The organism is Ruegeria sp. CF2 (genome assembly GCF_056537385.1).
Genome location: NZ_JBQFRL010000001.1, coordinates 1,393,933 through 1,408,381, shown reverse-complemented (window position 1 = coordinate 1,408,381; position 14,449 = coordinate 1,393,933). Strand labels below are relative to the sequence as shown.

At 63.1% G+C, this 14,449-nt stretch carries 15 protein-coding genes; 3 read left to right on the top strand and 12 right to left on the bottom strand.

Annotation, left to right across the window (positions count from 1 at the left end; genetic code table 11):
• Nucleotides 1-77: 77 nt before the first annotated feature.
• The 12 genes from ACR0IR_RS06955 to ACR0IR_RS06900 all read right to left on the bottom strand — a co-directional run bounded on the left by ACR0IR_RS06955 (nucleotide 78) and on the right by ACR0IR_RS06900 (nucleotide 10,779).
• Entirely contained in the window at nucleotides 78-860 is a 783-nt protein-coding gene (locus ACR0IR_RS06955; RefSeq protein WP_170363338.1) for a kinetochore Spc7 family protein, read from the bottom strand.
• Between the two features lie 149 nt (nucleotides 861-1,009).
• Nucleotides 1,010-1,462 carry a paraquat-inducible protein A gene (locus ACR0IR_RS06950; RefSeq protein ID WP_170363339.1) on the bottom strand — a complete coding sequence of 151 codons (453 nt, stop codon included), beginning with the start codon at nucleotides 1,460-1,462 and terminating at the stop codon, nucleotides 1,010-1,012.
• Nucleotides 1,462-2,019 carry a HEPN domain-containing protein gene (locus tag ACR0IR_RS06945; protein WP_170363340.1) on the bottom strand — a complete coding sequence of 186 codons (558 nt, stop codon included), beginning with the start codon at nucleotides 2,017-2,019 and terminating at the stop codon, nucleotides 1,462-1,464. Before ACR0IR_RS06945 ends, ACR0IR_RS06950 begins: the two co-directional genes overlap by 1 nt.
• On the bottom strand, nucleotides 2,016-2,762 hold the full coding sequence (locus ACR0IR_RS06940; protein ID WP_170363341.1) for an ABC transporter ATP-binding protein: 747 nt from the start codon (nucleotides 2,760-2,762) through the stop codon (nucleotides 2,016-2,018). Before ACR0IR_RS06940 ends, ACR0IR_RS06945 begins: the two co-directional genes overlap by 4 nt.
• Nucleotides 2,759-3,541, bottom strand: a complete 783-nt coding sequence (locus ACR0IR_RS06935; RefSeq protein WP_170338351.1) for an MlaE family ABC transporter permease — start codon at nucleotides 3,539-3,541, stop codon at nucleotides 2,759-2,761. The genes ACR0IR_RS06940 and ACR0IR_RS06935 overlap by 4 nt, the downstream gene beginning before the upstream one ends.
• The gene (alr, locus tag ACR0IR_RS06930; RefSeq protein ID WP_170363342.1) at nucleotides 3,538-4,572 is read right to left on the bottom strand and encodes an alanine racemase; all 1,035 of its coding nucleotides are present in this window, start codon (nucleotides 4,570-4,572) and stop codon (nucleotides 3,538-3,540) included. Before alr ends, ACR0IR_RS06935 begins: the two co-directional genes overlap by 4 nt.
• 231 nt (nucleotides 4,573-4,803) lie before the next feature.
• Nucleotides 4,804-6,294: a replicative DNA helicase gene (locus ACR0IR_RS06925; protein ID WP_170338856.1), complete on the bottom strand. Its 1,491-nt coding sequence runs from the start codon at nucleotides 6,292-6,294 to the stop codon at nucleotides 4,804-4,806.
• A 201-nt stretch (nucleotides 6,295-6,495) separates the two neighbouring features.
• Entirely contained in the window at nucleotides 6,496-7,173 is a 678-nt protein-coding gene (locus tag ACR0IR_RS06920) for an orotate phosphoribosyltransferase (protein WP_093962247.1), read from the bottom strand.
• Between the two features lie 146 nt (nucleotides 7,174-7,319).
• Entirely contained in the window at nucleotides 7,320-8,501 is a 1,182-nt protein-coding gene (locus tag ACR0IR_RS06915; protein WP_170363343.1) for an ammonium transporter, read from the bottom strand.
• A gap of 180 nt (nucleotides 8,502-8,681) precedes the next feature.
• A complete protein-coding gene (locus tag ACR0IR_RS06910; RefSeq protein ID WP_170363344.1) occupies nucleotides 8,682-9,158 on the bottom strand; it encodes a CinA family protein in 477 nt (158 codons plus the stop codon).
• Nucleotides 9,155-9,652 carry a phosphatidylglycerophosphatase A family protein gene (locus tag ACR0IR_RS06905; protein ID WP_170338864.1) on the bottom strand — a complete coding sequence of 166 codons (498 nt, stop codon included), beginning with the start codon at nucleotides 9,650-9,652 and terminating at the stop codon, nucleotides 9,155-9,157. The genes ACR0IR_RS06910 and ACR0IR_RS06905 overlap by 4 nt, the downstream gene beginning before the upstream one ends.
• Nucleotides 9,649-10,779: a bifunctional 2-C-methyl-D-erythritol 4-phosphate cytidylyltransferase/2-C-methyl-D-erythritol 2,4-cyclodiphosphate synthase gene (locus tag ACR0IR_RS06900; RefSeq protein ID WP_170363345.1), complete on the bottom strand. Its 1,131-nt coding sequence runs from the start codon at nucleotides 10,777-10,779 to the stop codon at nucleotides 9,649-9,651. Before ACR0IR_RS06900 ends, ACR0IR_RS06905 begins: the two co-directional genes overlap by 4 nt.
• 152 nt (nucleotides 10,780-10,931) lie before the next feature.
• Here ACR0IR_RS06900 and dusB point away from each other — a divergent pair, with 152 nt between their 5' ends.
• From dusB to ACR0IR_RS06885, 3 genes are read left to right on the top strand one after another with little or no spacing between them, the layout of a single operon-like run.
• Nucleotides 10,932-11,948 (top strand): tRNA dihydrouridine synthase DusB, encoded by a 1,017-nt coding sequence (gene dusB, locus ACR0IR_RS06895; RefSeq protein ID WP_170363346.1) that lies wholly within the window; start codon nucleotides 10,932-10,934, stop codon nucleotides 11,946-11,948.
• On the top strand, nucleotides 11,945-13,024 hold the full coding sequence (locus ACR0IR_RS06890) for a two-component system sensor histidine kinase NtrB (RefSeq protein WP_170363347.1): 1,080 nt from the start codon (nucleotides 11,945-11,947) through the stop codon (nucleotides 13,022-13,024). Before dusB ends, ACR0IR_RS06890 begins: the two co-directional genes overlap by 4 nt.
• A gap of 16 nt (nucleotides 13,025-13,040) precedes the next feature.
• Nucleotides 13,041-14,408 (top strand): response regulator, encoded by a 1,368-nt coding sequence (locus ACR0IR_RS06885; RefSeq protein WP_170338872.1) that lies wholly within the window; start codon nucleotides 13,041-13,043, stop codon nucleotides 14,406-14,408.
• Nucleotides 14,409-14,449 lie beyond the last annotated feature (41 nt).

Below are 14,449 nucleotides of genomic sequence, written 5' to 3'. Positions count from 1 at the left end.
GGACTGACGGGCCGCGGCGTCAGGCCCGGGCGGGCCATCCTTCGCGGCAGGTGCTGACGCACCTGGTGAGTGAGTGGCTATTCGGCGGCGCGGGGCGGGGGCATCGCGATGACGCTCGACGCGGTCGGGTCGCTGTCGTCCGGAGGTGTCTGCAACTGGGCGGAAAGCTCGGGCAAAAGCTCGAACAATTCCTCGCGCAGACGGGCCAGTTGCGCCTTGGCGATGGACTCCTCGATCTCGATGTCGCGGGTCCACTGGCGCAATTCATGCTGTATGGTCTGGGCGTCTTCGATCCGTTGCTGGAACAGTTCGACCTCTTCCTGCCGCTGTTGCAGGAACGCCCGCGCTCGGGCGACTTTGGCCGCGCCGTAGGTCTCGGCCAGTTCGTGGCTGACCTGGCTCATCTGCGCGGCCAGTTCAAGGATCTCGGGCTCCAGCGATTGCAGGTCGGGGTGATCGCGCAGGAAGGCCATGCGTTCCTTGACCGCGTCAAACTCCGAGGCCAGCGCGAACACGCCGCTGCGGTCGGCCGCATGGGCGATCTGGTAGGCATCGACCACGTCCTGCATCTGCAGCGAGAACTTCCGATGCGCGTTTTCCAACGCCATCATGCGCGCGCTGGAGGGCAGATAGAAGGCGAGCATCAGAACCAGAGCGGTCAGGCCGATCTGGATGTAGACGCCGGCGTTCGGGATATCCTGCCCGCCCAATCCAGCCTGCATCGTCAGCCAAGGCCAGACATTCACGGCGGCGAGCATGGTGGCGGATACGGCAAACAGGGCAGCGGCACAGATCAGGAAAAAAGTCAGTCGCAGGAATACGTTCTGGAAATGAATTGAAATCGAATGGAGGGCGGCCATGGCAGTCCTACTCCTTTTGAAACCGGCAAAACCGGGCCCGGGCGGAGTATCCATCAAACGTGCAAGACGGTCCGCGTCGGACCCTGAAACAAAAATGACTTGGCTGCTCGAATACTGGCCATCATAGCCAGAAATGCGTTTTCAATCAATCAGGTCCGGCGGTTTCGTGAACCAAGTTTCACTTCGGTAACGTATCCCAGTGCGATCGACGCAAGGATGCAGCCGGTGAACAGGTACAGGCCCCACGCTGTTTCGATCGTTGCGTATGAGATGCCCTTTGCCAACGTGATGTAGAGCGCGATGAGGAAGATATCGGCCATGGCCAGCTTGCCCATGATGTTCAGCGCCGGTTGGGCGCGCGGGTCCAGCAGGTCCCATTGGACCAGCGCGGTTCCGATGGTTTTGACGTACGGGGCGAACAGGGCAAAGACGGTGACGACCAGCGCGAGGAAGATGTCGGATTTCCACAAGGACTGGAGCCCGGTGATGACGCTGATCTCGCTGAGGCCGAAGATCGGCAGCAGGCCCGCGCGCATCAGCGGGGCGAACCACGCGATGGGGTAGAGGATCAGGAGAGAGAGGGTGGCGAGGCGGAGGGTCATTAGTTCGTCTTCGGTTGCCAACGTCTTTTTTCGACATTCAACTTGGACAAAACAGTATCGGCAATAGCGATAAGTGCGATTGCGTCAGGTAGGCTGTGGCCGCCTAGTATGGGGTATCTGGACATAAAAGGTCGATCGTAGACACGGTCTAATAAGTCCACATGAATGTGATGCCGCCGATAAGCTTCTGTTAACTCCTGGATGTCCATGGAGTTGTTTGCTTCCTGGATTTCTTTTGGAACACTTAGATTTTGCAGTTGGGCTTCGATGCGCTTTTCTAGGTCGTGGTCGCCTAGTTTCTGAAAGAGTTTTGAGATGCTGTGGGTTTTTGGTGGAACTTCTGAACGACAGGCAATCAAACCTTTCAGTGACGTTTCAAGAGCTACCCCCAGCAATTGCGAAAGCGGATGAAAAATTAGTGCTAGGTCCCAATTGACTCGGTTTTGGTTCTCAAATTCAGATTTCCACAGAATTTTTGCTGCCTGAAGATACTTCTCAGATATACCAGCAAAAAGGATAGGGCTCGTCGACTCGCGGTTCTTCTCCAGTTCAGTCACCGCACCGCCTCAATCGGCCCTTCCGCACTCCCACTGATGAACTGCTCGACGAAAGGATCACCCGAGGAATCCATCTGGCTGACCGGACCGGTCCACTGGATCACCCCGTCATGCAGCATCGCCACGTTGTCAGCAATCGCGCGCACGGAACTCATGTCGTGGGTGATGGTCATCGCGGTGGCGCCCATTTCGGTCACGATCTCGCGGATCAGGTCGTTGATGACGCCCGACATGATCGGGTCCAGCCCCGTGGTGGGTTCGTCGAAAAAGATGATCTCGGGCTCGGCGGCGATGGCGCGGGCCAGACCCACGCGTTTCTGCATGCCGCCCGACAGCTCGGAGGGGTAGAGATCGGCCACCTTGGCGCGAAGGCCCACGCGGCGCAGTTTCTCGATCGCGATTTCACGTGCCTCGTCCGTCGGTCGTTTCAGCGAGCCGCGCAGCAGGCGGAAGGCCACGTTCTGCCAGACGGGCAGTGAGTCAAACAGGGCCGCCCCTTGGAACAGCATCCCGAACCTGGCCAGAAAGGCATCTCGGTCACCGGTTTGGGCGTCCTGCCCATCGACAAAAATCTTGCCGCTGTCGGGTTTGATCAGGCCAAGGATGCATTTCAGCGCCACGGATTTTCCGGTGCCCGAACCACCGATGATCACCATGGACGTGCCTTTGGCAATCTCGAGGTTCATGCCCCTGAGCACGTGGTTGTCGCCGAAGGCCTTGTGTACGTTCTCCATTCGGATCATAGCGAGAAGAACACCCCCGTGAGAACGAAGTTGGCGGCAAGGATCAGCACAGCGGCGGCCTCGACCGAGCCCTTGGTTGCGCGGCCCACGCCTTGCGCGCCGCGTCCCGAATGCATGCCGAAATAGCAGCCCATGATGGCCGCGATCATGCCGAACGCCGCCCCTTTGACCAGCGAGGACAGGATGTCGAGCGGCTCGAGGAAATCGACCGTGTTTTTCAGATAGGCTGCCGGGTTGAAACCGAGGTTCTGTGTCGCCACCGCATAGCCGCCCGCGATGCCGATGATGTCGCCCACGGCAACCAGAACAGGGACGGTGATCAATGCGGCCAGAACGCGCGGGGCCGCCAGGTATTTCATCGGGTGGGTCGACAGAGTGACCAGGGCGTCGATCTGCTCGGTCACCTTCATTGTGGCGATCTCGGCGGCGATCGACGAGGTGACGCGCGCCGCAATCATCAGGCCGACCATGACAGGACCCAACTCGCGGACCATGCCGATGGCCACGATCTGGGGCACGACGGCTTCGGCGTTGAAACGCGCGCCGCCGGCGTAGATCTGCAGCGCCAGCGCGCCGCCGGTGAATATGGTCGTCAGGCCGACGACCGGCAGCGACAGCCAGCCGATGTTCAGCAGGGCCATGCCCAGTTCACGCGGGTAGAACGGCGGTCGAAAGATGTGTGACAGAGCATCCAATGCAAACAGCGCCACGCGGCCGAACGCCGCCAGCAGGTTCAGGACCGCGCGGCCCAGTTCGCCAAGCCATGCGAGTGGATTCATTCAACATAGCCCCGCGAATAGCGGCTGCCGAGTGAGGTCAGGATCTCGTACCCGATGGTGCCTGCGGCCTCGGCCAGGTCGTCCACCGTCTGATGGCCATTCAGAATGCGCAGACGTTCGGGCGTGTGCGGCAGGTCGGTCACGTCGACGGTGATCAGATCCATCGAGATGCGTCCGACGACGGGGCAGGGCAGGTCGCCGGCAAACGTGTCGATGCCGCCACCGATGGCGCGGTGCAGCCCGTCGGCATAACCCGCGGCTACGGTTGCGATCCGCGAGGGGCGCCGGGCCTTCCACGTGTTGCCGTAGCCGACGGTTTCTCCGACCGCCAGCTCGCGCACCTGTATCACCGGCAGATCGACGGTGACCACAGGTTTGGCGCCCGCAAAAGGCAAGCCGCCATACAGGCCGATGCCGGGCCGACAGAAATCAAAGTGGAACTCCGGCCCCAGCAGAAGGCCACCGGTGGCCGCCAACGAACGCGGAGCTGATACGCCATCGGTCATCTCGCGGAAGGTTTTCAGCTGTTGCCGGTTCATGGGATGGTCGGGTTCGTCCGAACAGGCCAGGTGCGACATGACCACGACAGGGTTCAGCGCCTCGGCCCGGCTGCGCAGAGCGGCCCAGTCGGAAGGCTCCAGCCCGAGGCGGTTCATGCCACTGTCCAACTGAATCCCGAACGGATGGACCGGCAGCGCCTGCAGGTGGCGTTGGAATTGCTCGGGCGAGTTGATCAGCGGCACAAGGTCGTGATCGCGCAACAGGTCGGCGTCGCCCTCCATATGGCCTGAAAAGACGCAGATCAGCGGGCCGGGGCCAATCGCCTGACGGACGGCGGCACCTTCCTCGGCAACGGCGACAAAGAACTTGCGGACGCCTTCTTCGGCCAGCGTGTTGGCGACAGGTCCGGCGCCCAGACCATAGGCGTCGGCCTTGACCACGGCTCCGGTCTCGACATCGGTTTTTGCGTCCAGCGCCCGCCAGTTACTGGCCAGCGCATGAAGGTTGATCGTCAAACGTGCAGTACTCATGACCCGTTCATGACATTGCGCCGCACGAGGTCAAGGGGGAATGCGCTGCAAACGCGCGTAAAGTCCTTGCCATGGGCGGCTTGTAGCCGGGTTGCGCAGGTCCTTGCGGGCTTGAACGCGGGCAAGACAGCCTGCCAGCATTGTCCGCCTATCCGGGCCAAAACCGTTGGCTGATCCAGATCGTTCATCCGGCGCATTGGGCCGCGGCACATGGATTCGGGCCTGATGGGCTTAGTAGCCTTCGATCTGGCCACCCTGCTGCCAGGGTTTGACAAGGTTGCCAAATCGGGTGAACTGCGCCTCGAAGGACAGCTCGACCGTGCCGATGGGGCCGTGGCGCTGCTTGCCGACGATGACTTCGGCCTTGCCGTGCAGGCGCTCCATCGCCTGCTTCCACTCTTCCATCTTCTCCAGCTCGTGATCGCCGGGCTTTTCGCGCTCTTTGTAGTATTCCTCGCGGAACACGAACATCACCACGTCGGCGTCCTGCTCGATCGACCCGGATTCGCGCAGGTCGGACAGCTGCGGGCGCTTATCGTCGCGGTTTTCCACCTGACGCGACAACTGCGACAGGGCGATGACGGGAATATTCAGCTCTTTCGCGATGGCCTTCATGCCCATCGAGATCTCGGCGATCTCGTTCACGCGGTTGTCGGACATGCCGCGGCACAGCTGCAGATAGTCGATGACCAGCAGGTCCAGCCCATGCGTCCGCTTGAGCCGCCGCGCCCGAGCCGCCAATTGTGAGATCGGTAGAGCCGGTGTGTCGTCGATGTAAAGCGGACAGGCTTCCAGCGCTTTGGCCGCATCGACGAAACGGCGGAACTCGTCCTCGGTCATGTCGCCTTGACGGATCTTGTGGCTGGAAATTTCGGACGCCTCGGCCAGAACCCGTCCGGCCAGCTGCTCGGCGCTCATTTCCAGCGAGAAGAATCCGACGACGCCGCCGTCCACCGCACCCTCGGTGCCATCGGCGCGCTGACCCCGCTTATAGGCTTTGGCCACGTTGAACGCGATGTTGGTCGCCAGCGAGGTCTTACCCATCGACGGACGCCCGGCAAGGATGATCAGGTCCGACGGGTGCAACCCGCCCAGCTGTTTGTCCAGGTCGACCAGCCCGGTCGAAATCCCGGCCATGCCGCCGCCGCGCTGATAGGCCTCGTTGGTGACATTCACCGCCTCGGTCACGGCCTTGAGGAAGGATTTGAACCCCTGTTCGGTCTGGCCCTGTTCGGACAGCTTGTAGAGCTTCTGCTCGGCCTCGACGATCTGTTCCTTGGGTTCGCTGGCCACTTCGACCCGCGCGGCCTTGTCCGAGATGTCGCGGCCAAGCCGGATCAATTCGCGCCGGATCGCCAGATCATAGATCATCTGGGCATAGTCATGCACGGCGAAGGCGCTGATCGAGGCCCCGGCCAGCTTGACCAGATAGGCAGGGCCGCCGAGTTCCTTCAAACCTTCGTCCTCGGCCATGAAGGATTTCAGCGTCACCGGCGATGCCAGCGCGTTCTTGGCGATGCGCGCGGCGGCGACTTCATAGATGCGGGCATGGACCGGGTCATAAAAATGCTCGGGCCCGATGATCGAGGCGACCCGGTCATACAGGTCGTTGTTGGTCAGGATCGCGCCCAGAAGCTGCTGTTCGGCCTCGATGGAATGCGGCATGGTCTCGGCGTTCTGAATCTGCGCCGCTGCCTGCTCGATACTGCTGATCTCGTTCATTGCTGCTCTCGCTGTCCCCATGGGACAAAGGTCATATCTCGGCCCCGTGAGTCGGGGCAAATTGTATGTTTTCTGGGGATATGCTGTGCATATCTTCCGCTCCTGCATCTTGCCGCAGGGGCCGGTCATTCGTCAACATCTTGTGGATAGGCAGAAAGGCTGACGGCCAGTGTTTCCCGACCGTCAACAATGGCCAGATAGTCAGCTCTTGTTGGCCTCCTGCCAGGCGCGCGGGTCGTTCAGGAAGGCTTCGACCCCGTCCAGCGTTTCTGCGTCAAACGTGCCCTGCGCCTTGGCCTCGGCCAGAACGTCCCACCAGGTGCACAGGTGGTGCAACTGCACGCCATGATCGCCGAGCGTCTTCTCGGTTTCGGGGAAGATGCCATAGTAGAAGATCACCGCCGTATGCCCGCAGGTGGCGCCCGTTTCGCGGATCGCGTCCACAAAGGACAGTTTCGAGCCGCCATCGGTGGTCAGGTCCTCGACCAGCAGCACGCGCTGGCCCTCGGTCATGGCCCCTTCGATCCGGGCGTTGCGGCCATAGCCCTTGGGCTTCTTGCGCACATAGGTCATCGGCAGGGCCATGCGCTCGGCTACCATTGCGGCAAAGGGAATGCCCGCGGTTTCACCGCCGGCGATGTTGTCGAAGGCCTCGAACCCGGCATTCCGCATGACGGTGACCGTCAGGAAATCCATCAGGGTCGACCGGATGCGCGGGTACGAGATCAGCTTGCGGCAATCGATATAGGTGGGGCTGGGCAGGCCACTGGCCAGCGTGAACGGCTCGCGCGCGTTGAAATGCACCGCCTTGATCTCCAGCAGCATCCGCGCGGTCAGGCGGGCGATTTCCGTGCTGTCGGGAAAGGAACTGGGGATCATGGCGGGACCTCGGTGCTGAAATGACGTTGCGGGCTGATAGCCTGCCGACCGGCCCGATGTCGAGAGGGGTTGGCCCAAAAGAAAAGCGGACCTCGCAAGAGGTCCGCTTGATGCCCGGATGGGCAGTCGAGACAGCCAAGGTGGGCTTAGCTGCTCATGTCATAGGCCCGTTCGCCGTGGACCGACAGGTCGAGCCCGTTCGTTTCGGTCTCGGCGTCTACGCGAAGCGGGGTGACAAGCGCAACCATCTTGATTAGCACAAATGTGACAACTGACGTAAAGACACCCACGATCACCAATCCGCCCAGCTGCGCGGTCCAGGCGCCCAGGCCGAAGACGGCGATCATGATGGTGCCGAAAATGCCGCCCACGCCATGCACGGCGAACACGTCCAGCGTATCGTCGATGTTCAGCACGTTGCGGACAACGTTCACCGCCTCCTGGCACAGGATGCCGGCGACCGAGCCGATGATCAGCGCCTGAACCGGATCGACATAGCCCGAGGCCGGCGTGATCGAGGCCAGACCCGCGATGGTCCCGGTGACGAGGCCGACCAGCGAGGCTTTGCCGTATTTGATCCGCTCCCACAGCGCCCAGCTGAGCGATGCGGTGGCGGCCGAGATATGCGTGACCGTCAGCGCCATGGCCGCGCCGCCATCCGCGGCCAGCTGCGAGCCGCCGTTGAAGCCGAACCAGCCGACCCACAGCATCGCGGCCCCGATCATGACGTATCCGGGGTTGTGCGGCGGGGTGGTACGGTTCTTGCGCGGCCCCAGGACCCACGCGATGATCAGAGCGGCCAGACCGGCGGTTTCATGCACCACGATGCCACCGGCAAAGTCGCGCACGCCGATTTCACCCAGAATGCCGCCATCGGTCAGGATGCCGCCGCCCCAGATCCAATGCACCACCGGCGCATAGCACAGCAGCATCCAAAGGCCCGAGAACACCAGCACGAAGCCAAAGCCCACGCGTTCCACATAGGCGCCGACGATCAGGGCCGGGGTGATGATGGCAAAGGTCATCTGGAAGGCAAAGAACAGCACCTCGGGCAGGGTGCCCGACAGGCTGTCGGCATCGACGCCGTTCAGAAACGCCTTTCCCAGCCCGCCCCACAGGCCTGAACCGCCGTCACCGAAGGCGATCGAATACCCGGCGACCAGCCACAGGATGCTCATCAGACAGGCGATCGCGAAGCAGTGCATGAAAACGCTCAGCACGTTGCGGGCGCGCACCAGTCCGCCATAGAACAGGGCCAGGCCCGGCAAGGTCATGAACAGGACCAGCGCCGTCGCGACGATGATCCAGGCGGTATCGGCTCCGTTCATTGGGCCGTTCTCCTCTTTCCTGAAGCTGCGCCAAGCGGCGCGGTGTGAGTGACGTGCCGAGGGTTCAATCGAACGGGCGCCGAGGAAAAAAGAGGCAGGGTGCGAAAAAGGTGCCTGTTTTGGCGTCCTTTTTCCAAGTGGTGACAAAAAGTGCGCCTTGTCCGGGCAAGTGCCAAAATTTTAGGCGAGTTCGGGAAGGCCGTTTTCTAGCAGTTTCAGTGCATGATCCCGTGCCGCGCGTCGGACGTTGGCGCGGCCCGCGGCGCCGAACTCGACGGTTTCGGTCAGGGTGGGGTGGCCTGTGACGGCAAGGCCGAAACAGACCCGGCCCTCGGGCTTGAACTCGGACCCGCCGGGCCCCGCGATGCCGGTGATCGAGACCGCAAGCTGCGCCTGGGAGTGCGCCAGCGCACCCTCGGCCATCTCGCGGGCGACCTCTTCAGAAACGGCACCATGGGCCTCCAGCGTCTCGGCACGCACGCCCAGCATGTCCTGCTTGGCGGCGTTGGTATAGGTGACGAAGCCTCGGTCAACCACGGCCGAGCTGCCGGGAATGTCGGTCAGCGCGGCGGCGACCATGCCGCCCGTGCAACTTTCTGCTGTGGCGATCATGACGTTCAGCGCCTTGGCGCGGTCGAGCAGTTCGGCGACGGTCATAAGCCCAGTACTCCATGTGAGATCCCGGCCAGGATCAGAACGCCCACGGCCGCGAACAAGCCCGCGATCACGTCATCCAGCATCACGCCCAAGGGGTCGCCACGACGGTCGGCCCAGCCGACGGGGCCTGGCTTGGTGATGTCGAACAAGCGGAACAGCAAAAACCCGGCGATCCAGCCCGGCCACAGGGCGGTGACCGCGATGTCATGCGCCCAGGCCGGATAAGACACGGCCCAGATAGCGATGAATTGGCCCGCGACCTCGTCGATGACGATCTCTGAAGGGTCGTGATCGTCCTGCCCGGCAGTCATGACGCCCGTGGCCCACGTGCCGGCCGCAAAAACGGCGACGGTTGCGACGGCCAGCAGCGGGAAGCCGCCCAGCAGGTGCAGCGCCAAGGCCAAAGGCAGGGCGGCCAGCGAACCCCAGGTGCCGGGGGCAGGGCGAAGGTAACCGATCCCGCCGACGGTTCCGATCAGGCGCGCCAGGGTCATGGTTTCACCAGACAGGCGGTCGCGATAGCGGCGATGCCTTCCTTGCGGCCGGTAAAGCCCAGCCGCTCGGACGTGGTGGCCTTGATTGACACGCGGTCGGCCTCCAGCTCCATGATTTCGCTAATTTTCTGCCGCATCGCCGCAGCGTGCGGGCCGATCTTGGGGTATTCGCAGACCAGCGTGCAGTCGATGTTCGAGATGCGAAAGCCCATGCGCGTGGCCAGATCCACCGCATGGCGCAGAAAGATCTCGCTGGCGGCGCCTTTCCACTGTGGGTCGGATGGGGGAAAGTGCTGACCGATATCGCCCTGCGCCAGCGCGCCATAGATCGCGTCGGTGACGGCGTGCATGCCCACATCCGCGTCGGAATGGCCCTGCAGCCCCCGATCATGCGGGATATCGACGCCGCACAGGATCACGTGATCGCCCGGCCCGAACCGGTGCACGTCATATCCGTTGCCCAGCCTTACATCCATGTCTGACCTCAATATGCGTTTGGCCCGGGCAAAATCCTCGGGCCGTGTGATTTTCAGATTGTCCGCGTCGCCCGGCACGATGGCCACGTCAAGTCCGGCGGCCCGGGCCACCTCGACATCGTCGGCGGCCCCTCCGGGATGCGCCGCATGCGCGGCGACGATGGCGTCATAGCGAAACCCCTGCGGCGTCTGCGCGGCGAACAGGCCTGCGCGATCTCGGGTGCCGGTGACCTGGTCGTTCTCTCCGGTCCACAGCGCATCGGTGACCGTCAGCCCCGGCGCCGCAGCGGCGTGGGTATCGAGGGCCGCCAGCACGTCACCAATGACCCGCGCGCTGACACAGGGCCGGGCCACGTCGTGAATCAGAACCCTGCTGACGCCGCGATCGGCCAGCGCCTGCAAGCCGTTGCGCACGGATTCCGCCCGGTCGGCGCCGCCGGGCGCAAGGATCAGGCCGCTGTCGGCGAATTCCGTCCAGGCCTCGGGGTCGTCGGGGGACAGGACCAGAACGACCAGCGGCACCTGCGCCTTGATCCGTTCGATCGTCCAGTCGGCCACACGCCGCCCGGCCAAAGGGCGCCACTGTTTGGGCTGGCCCCCTCCGGCGCGCAGGCCGCGCCCGGCGGCGACGATGATGGCGGCGGTCGTCATGTCTGAATTTCCGAACTTCGTTTGGCTTCCGTGTTTAGGCGGCGGTGAAAGCAGAGGCAATCACTCGCGATGCGCTGATTAAAAAATAGGCAGGTGATGATTTTGCAGGCTTGCGAGCCGTGGTTTTGTTGTTCATACGCGCCGGATTCGATATGAAACCCGCAAATGCTCAAGGATTAGGCACGTTGACGCTGCGCATTGCCGAGAAAATTTTGACCCCGCCGGTTCTGCTGGCGCCGATGGCCGGAATCACCGACCGGCCGTTTCGCGACCTCGTCATGCGGTTCGGCGCCGGCATGGTGGTCAGCGAGATGGTCGCCAGCCAGGAAATGGTGCAGGCCAAGCCCGGCGTGCGCGAACGGGCCGAGCTGTCGGCGGATGTGGAAAACACCGCCGTACAACTGGCTGGGCGCGACGCCTATTGGATGGCCGAAGCAGCGCGGCAGGTTGCCGATCGGGGCGCGCGGGTGATCGACATCAACATGGGCTGCCCGGCCAAGAAGGTGACGAACGGCTATTCCGGCTCGGCCCTGCTGAAGACGCCCGACCATGCCCTGACCCTGATCGAGGCGGTCGTGGGCGCAGTGGACGTTCCGGTGACGCTCAAGACCCGGCTGGGGTGGGACGACACGCTGCTGAACGCGCCGGACGTGGCGCGGCGGGCGCAGGAGGCCGGCGTTCAGATGGTGACGATCCACGGGCGCACGCGCTGTCAGTTCTACAAGGGTGAGGCGGATTGGGCCGCGATCCGGGCGGTCAAAGAGGCCGTCAGCATTCCGGTCGTGGCCAATGGCGACATCACCAGCCCCGGGCGAGCGCAGACAGCGCTGGAGCAGTCGGGCGCGGAAGGCGTCATGGTGGGCCGCGGCGCGCAGGGCAAACCGTGGCTGCTTGCGCAGATCGCGCACGAGCTGTGGGGGACGCCGGCGCCAGACGTTCCCGAAGGCGACGATCTGGCCGACATGGTGCGGGTGCATTATGAAGCGATGCTGGGGTTCTACGGCGCCGACCTGGGGCTGCGTGTCGCGCGCAAGCATCTGGGCTGGTACATGGACGAGGCCAGAACGCCGGCGTCCCTGCGCCGCGCGGTCCTGACCTCGCGCGATCCGGCCGAGGTTCTGCGGCTGATCGGCGACGCGTTGACGGAAAATTCCGAGGTGGCAGCATGATTTCGGATCAGGTCATCTGGGCTTCGCTGCCGGTTCCCGCCTTCATCATCGACCCCGAGGATCGCATCGCGGATGTCAATTCCTCGGGTGAGGGGTTCCTGAACGCTTCGCGCAAATCGGTGGTCGGGCATCCGGTCTGGGACCAGATCGCCGTGGACGCGCCGCTGGAAGAGGCGTTCACGCGCGCCCGCGCGCAGGGCACGCCGTTGTTCGTGAATGACGTGGATGTGGGTTCGGGCAATCGCGCGCCGCTGCAATGCGCGCTGCAGATCGCGCCTCTGCTGGGGCATCCGGGGTCGATGATCATGATCGTCTCGCCGCGCGAACTGGCCACCCGCATGACTCGCGGCAACACGGTCAAATCGGCGGCGCAGTCGGCGATCGGCATGGCCGAGATGCTGGCGCATGAAATCAAGAACCCGCTGGCTGGGATCACCGGTGCTGCACAGTTGCTGAGCATGAATATCGGCCCGCAAGATATTGAGTTGACAGACCTTATCGTGGCCGAGAGTCGCCGGATCGTGAAGCTGCTTGAGCAGGTCGAGCAGTTCGGAAACCTCTCGCGGCCCGAGTTCAAGCCGGTCAACATCCACGATGTTCTGGACCGCGCGCGCCGCTCGGCGCTGCTGGGCTTTGGCGCGGACATGACTATCATCGAGGACTACGACCCGTCGCTGCCATTGGCCTATGGTGATCCGGATCAGCTGTTGCAGGTGGTTCTGAACCTGCTCAAGAACGCGTCCGAGGCCGCCGGCCCCGAGGGCGGGACGATCCGCCTGCACACCTATTTCGAACATTCCTTCCGTCTGCGGCGCAGTGATGGCTCGGGTCACTCGTTGCCGTTGCAGATCGAGATCATCGACGATGGCCCGGGCCTGCCCGAGGACATCCGCGGCGATATTTTCGACCCGTTCGTTTCCGGCAAGGAAAACGGCACCGGCCTTGGCTTGGCACTGGTCAGCAAGATCGTATCCGACCACGACGGTTGGATCACGGCCGAGTCGGTGCCGGGGCGGACAGTCTTCCGGCTGTCACTGCGCCGCGCGCCGCGCGAGGCAGGGCAGGACAAAGAATAATCAAGGAGAACACCAGATGGATGGCACGGTACTGGTTGCAGATGATGACAGAACGATCCGGACGGTTCTGACCCAGGCCCTGACGCGGGCGGGCTGCAAGGTGCATGCGACCTCGTCCCTGACGACGCTGATGCGTTGGGTCGGCGAGGGCAAGGGCGACGTGGTGATCTCGGATGTGGTCATGCCCGATGGCAACGGGTTAGAAATGCTGCCCAAGATCGCGCAGGACCGGCCGGGCCTGCCGGTGATCGTGATCTCGGCCCAGAACACGATCATGACGGCGATCCAGGCGGCCGAGGCGGATGCCTATGACTATCTGCCCAAGCCGTTCGACCTGCCGGATCTGATGAAGCGCACCGCCCGGGCGTTGGACCGCAAGCAGCGGGTTCAGATCGAACCCGCGGACACATCCGAAGACCGCCCCGACGAACTGCCATTGGTCGGCCGGACCCCGGTGATGCAAGCCCTGTACAGGTTGGTTGCCCGGGTCATGAACACCGATCTTTCGGTCATGATTTCCGGTGAAAGTGGCACGGGCAAGTCGTTGATTGCGAGGGCAATTCACGATTTCTCAGACCGGCGGACACTGCCTTTTGTGACTGCTACTGCAGCAGACCTGCGCGACCTGGAGGGTCCGGCCCGGGTCATGGCCCGGGTGCGCGGCGGTACCTTGCTGATCGACGAAATTGCAGACCTGGACGATGAAATCCAGGCCCGGATCGTGCGGATGATGGACACGCCCGGCGACCACGTTCCGCGCTTCATGGCGACCAGCCAGTCGGACCTGACCGAGGCGATGGAAAGCGGGCGGGTGCGGCAGGACCTTTATTACCGCCTCTGCGGTGCCACCATCCATGTGCCAGCCCTGCGCGAGCGGGTCGACGACATCCTGCTGCTGGCCGAGCATTTTCTGGCCCGTGAAGAACGCGAAAACGGCACAAAGCGGCGATTGGGTCCTGACGCGATCGAGCTTGTGCGCCGGTATTCCTGGCCCGGCAACGTGCGGCAACTGGAAAACGCGATCCGGCGGCTGAGCCTGACCAGCCGATCCGACGAAATCACCAAGTCCGAGGTCGAGGCCGTCCTGGGCAGCCAGCCCGAGGCCGAACCACTGCTGAGCGGGAGCGAACGAGAGAAGCTGTCGTCGTCGGTTGCACGGCATCTGCGGCGCTACTTTGACCTTCATGGAAACATGCTGCCGCCACCGGGTCTGTACCAGCGCATTCTGCGCGAGGTCGAGGCACCGTTGATCGAAATCGCTCTGGATGCGACCGGAGGAAATCAGGCAAAATGTGCCGATTTGCTGGGGATCAACCGGAACACGCTGCGCAAAAAAATCACGGATCTCGATATTCAGGTGACACGTCGACGCAAACTGATGTAATCTCGCCACACAAACCGTGGCATCCGGGCACAGTCCCGGAA

Bases quoted from the DNA above. Each gene is read 5' to 3' on its own strand.
- ACR0IR_RS06955 (WP_170363338.1), bottom strand. From the start codon at position 860: ATGGCCGCCCTCCATTCGATTTCAATTCATTTCCAGAACGTATTCCTG.
- ACR0IR_RS06950 (WP_170363339.1), bottom strand. From the start codon at position 1,462: ATGACCCTCCGCCTCGCCACCCTCTCTCTCCTGATCCTCTACCCCATC.
- ACR0IR_RS06940 (WP_170363341.1), bottom strand. From the start codon at position 2,762: ATGATCCGAATGGAGAACGTACACAAGGCCTTCGGCGACAACCACGTG.
- ACR0IR_RS06935 (WP_170338351.1), bottom strand. From the start codon at position 3,541: ATGAATCCACTCGCATGGCTTGGCGAACTGGGCCGCGCGGTCCTGAAC.
- alr (WP_170363342.1), bottom strand. From the start codon at position 4,572: ATGAGTACTGCACGTTTGACGATCAACCTTCATGCGCTGGCCAGTAAC.
- ACR0IR_RS06925 (WP_170338856.1), bottom strand. From the start codon at position 6,294: ATGAACGAGATCAGCAGTATCGAGCAGGCAGCGGCGCAGATTCAGAAC.
- ACR0IR_RS06920 (WP_093962247.1), bottom strand. From the start codon at position 7,173: ATGATCCCCAGTTCCTTTCCCGACAGCACGGAAATCGCCCGCCTGACC.
- ACR0IR_RS06915 (WP_170363343.1), bottom strand. From the start codon at position 8,501: ATGAACGGAGCCGATACCGCCTGGATCATCGTCGCGACGGCGCTGGTC.
- ACR0IR_RS06910 (WP_170363344.1), bottom strand. From the start codon at position 9,158: ATGACCGTCGCCGAACTGCTCGACCGCGCCAAGGCGCTGAACGTCATG.
- ACR0IR_RS06905 (WP_170338864.1), bottom strand. From the start codon at position 9,652: ATGACCCTGGCGCGCCTGATCGGAACCGTCGGCGGGATCGGTTACCTT.
- ACR0IR_RS06900 (WP_170363345.1), bottom strand. From the start codon at position 10,779: ATGACGACCGCCGCCATCATCGTCGCCGCCGGGCGCGGCCTGCGCGCC.
- dusB (WP_170363346.1), top strand. From the start codon at position 10,932: ATGAAACCCGCAAATGCTCAAGGATTAGGCACGTTGACGCTGCGCATT.
- ACR0IR_RS06890 (WP_170363347.1), top strand. From the start codon at position 11,945: ATGATTTCGGATCAGGTCATCTGGGCTTCGCTGCCGGTTCCCGCCTTC.
- ACR0IR_RS06885 (WP_170338872.1), top strand. From the start codon at position 13,041: ATGGATGGCACGGTACTGGTTGCAGATGATGACAGAACGATCCGGACG.